Origin of the sequence: Methanobacterium sp. (assembly GCA_012838205.1) — an archaeon.
GTDB lineage: Archaea > Methanobacteriota > Methanobacteria > Methanobacteriales > Methanobacteriaceae > Methanobacterium.
This window is the reverse complement of record DUPR01000038.1, coordinates 1-3,274: the sequence shown is the minus strand read 5'-3', so window position 1 is coordinate 3,274 and position 3,274 is coordinate 1. Positions and strand designations below refer to the sequence as shown.

The window sequence follows — 3,274 nt, the reverse complement described above, 5'->3', positions numbered from 1 at the left end:
AGATATTTTGAAACAAAAAAATTATAAATTTTCAGAAATTGATGGTATTAGATTTGAAACAGATAATTATTGGTTTTTAATTAGAGTTTCTAACACCACCCCTCACTTAACTTTGAGGTTTGAAGCAACAACACAAGAATTATTAGAAAATATAAAAAATCAATGGATAACATTTATAACAACAATAATTAACTCAATTTTGTAAAATTAACCCAAAAACCTTTTTCAAGGTTTTTTATTTGATATAAAACAAAAATACTTAATTATAAGTTATAAAAATAACCTATGTTTGACAGTGAAAGTGAGTAAAACTAAAGAAAATAGGATTTTACTCATTTTATATTTGTTGCACAATACAATATTCCCCCTTCTTCAAGGGGTTCTTCAAAGTGACCAAAATTTGGTATCTTCTAGTATAATTTCATCATAAATCAAAACAACTTTACACTTTTCCCCCCCCCTAAAAAATTGACTTTGAGTTCATGCTGTGATATTCTTTGAATAAGAATACTAGAGAAAGAGGTAACAATTATGATGAATAAAAAAGAAAATTCAGGTTTCACATTAATAGAATTATTAGCTGTTATTGTAATATTAGCAATAGTAGCTATCATAGCAGTACCATCTGTTATTAATGTTATAGAAGATGCAAGAAAAGGATCATTTAAAAATTCAGCATATGGAATAATAAAAGCGGCTGAGTACAATCATGCCCTAAAAACAATTAAAGATAGTAATCCAGGGGAAATAAAATATACATATGAAAATGGGAAAGAATCATCAACTCTAGATGATTATAAATTAGAATATAAAGGTGATAAACCTAAGAATGGAACGATTGTAATAAATGAAGAGGGTCAAGTATCACTAGCACTTCATGATGGTACTTATTGTGTAGAGAAGGGTTATAGTGACAGTGAAGTAACTTTAACAACCAAAACAACTGATGAATGTAAAATTGCTACTGATGCCTTTTTACCATCCTTAGGAGAAGGAATGATCCCGATAAAATGGGATGGTTCAAAATGGATAAAGGCAGATATAAATAGTAAATGGTATGATTACGATGCAAAAGAATGGGCGAATGTAGTGCTTGTAACTGAAGCAACAAGAAACACATATAAAAATGCATCGGCAGGAACTTCAATAACAGAAGCAGATGTATTAGCTTATTTAGTTTGGATACCAAGATATAGATATAAATTATTTAATGTAGGTGCAACAGTAATGTCTGCTCAAACAATTGAAATAGAATTTGAAGATAAGAATACCCCAAAAGCAACGGGTAGTACAAATGGAACTTGGTTAACTCACCCAGCATTCACTTTTGGAAGTGATGAATTAACAGGTTTTTGGGTAGGTAAATTTGAAACAACAGGGAATGCAACTAGACCAACTGTAAAACCAGGTGTTGCATCACTTCGAAGTCAAAGTGTAAGTAATCAATTTGCAACAGCTCAAAAGTTTAATACCCAAGTAACATATGGATTACCATCAACTTATGATGCTCATATGATGAAAAATATGGAATGGGGGGCAGTAACATATTTGAGTCATAGTAAATACGGAAAGAATGCTGAAATCTGGAAAAATCCAAGTAGTGGTAATATAACTGGATGTGCAGGAACAAGTGTATCACCAGGTTCATCAAGTGGATGTTCATATCACTACACAACCAGTAATGGACAACAAGCCAGTACGACAGGTAATGTATATGGAATATATGATATGAGTGGCGGAGCATATGATCGTGTAATGGGAGGAATGTATAATAGTGGAAACACTACTATTATGTTATCTGGTTCAGGGTTTGCTCAAGCCACAATAGATGGAGCAGGAATGGAGAAGTATATAGATAAGTATACATATGGAACAACATATAATGATCAAATAGCTATTAACCGAAGGAAATTAGGAGATGCAACAGGAGAAACCAGAAGATGGTATAGTGATTCCGCGAACTTCGTTTATCCGAGTTACCCTTGGTTCTATCGCGGCGACTACTACGGCGCTGGTGCCGGTGCTGGTGCTTTCAACTTCAGCTACTACAGTGGTGGTAGTAGCATTTACACCGGCTTCCGCCTCGCTGTCTCAGGTGGGAATGTGTCCGCATAGGCACGAAGTGCCTTCCCACGAAGTTACGTCAAAAAAAAGGGTGAGTCCTCAGGGTTACTGGTGGACTTCAACAGGAGCATAATCCCGAAACGGGCACATTATAGCCGTTTCGGGGCGTAAATGTGGATAACTTTTCATAGAGTGTTTATTTTGTGAAAAAAAATTTAAAAATTGGTCATAATTTTATGATAGGGATTAAATTGTAAGCGCGAACTTCGTTAATTCGAGTAACCCTTGGTTCAATCGCGGCGGCAACTACGGCGATGGTACCAATGCTGGTGCTTTCAACTTCAACAACAACAATGGTAATAGTAACACTAACAACGGCTTCCGCCTCGCTGTCTCAGGTGGGTTTGTGTCCGCAGACTATATTGTTTAAACTTAGATGTTTTGCTAAAAACTTATTATTTAAGGATAATATTTAAAAGCATTATGACATAGAAATTTAATTCCTTTTTCAATAAATAATTAATTTATTGGGAAAAACACATAAATGGTAATCCTGTGGTTAGTAGCAAAATGGTGAATATCAAGGATTATGTTAAGGGGTGGTAGATTTTAATCTTGCTACCCTTATTTGTTGTAAGGAGTGTGTTGTTATGAGTAAGTTATATAGTTATTATTTGAAATTAAAAGAAAAGGAGAGTGATGTATTATATTTGTTTAAGAGTGGCATCTTTTATATATTCTTAGACAACGATGCATTATTGGTTAATGAAAAAATTGGTTTGAGACTTTCAAATTTAAATCAAAATGTTTTAAAGTTGGTTTTCCCAAAAACAGTTTAGAAAAATATATGAATTTATTTATGGAAAATGATTTTAAAGTATTAATTGTTGATAAAGATAAAACTATTAATTATGATGAACAATATTTAGAGAATATTAAAGTAATTGATTTTAATGGGGCGATTCTATCATGGAATTCTTGGCTTGCGCATTCTTCTCATTCAAACAGTTATTTATTGCAACAACAATTATATGAACGGATTATTTTTAATGTGTTATTGAAAAGTGCGTAAGTAACATAAAACTTTACCAACTTATCATTTTTAATTGCATTGAAAATAATACCAAAGTGGTGTATCATTATATTATGATGAATATGGTGCATAAAGGTGAATTATGATGGATGAAAAAGTTAAGGCAATTTTATTATT

The 3,274-nt window shown here is 32.6% G+C and carries 3 protein-coding genes; all 3 read left to right on the top strand.

Translation table 11 applies throughout. The features are described 5' to 3' along the window. Positions 1-205 (top strand): hypothetical protein (locus tag GXZ72_06275; protein HHT19148.1); only part of this gene is annotated, 205 nt, incomplete at its 5' end. A 326-nt stretch (positions 206-531) separates the two neighbouring features. Continuing rightward, entirely contained in the window at positions 532-2,115 is a 1,584-nt protein-coding gene (locus GXZ72_06270; protein HHT19147.1) for a prepilin-type N-terminal cleavage/methylation domain-containing protein, read from the top strand. 599 nt (positions 2,116-2,714) lie between these two features. Further along, positions 2,715-2,903, top strand: a complete 189-nt coding sequence (locus GXZ72_06265; GenBank protein HHT19146.1) for a hypothetical protein — start codon at positions 2,715-2,717, stop codon at positions 2,901-2,903. Positions 2,904-3,274 lie beyond the last annotated feature (371 nt).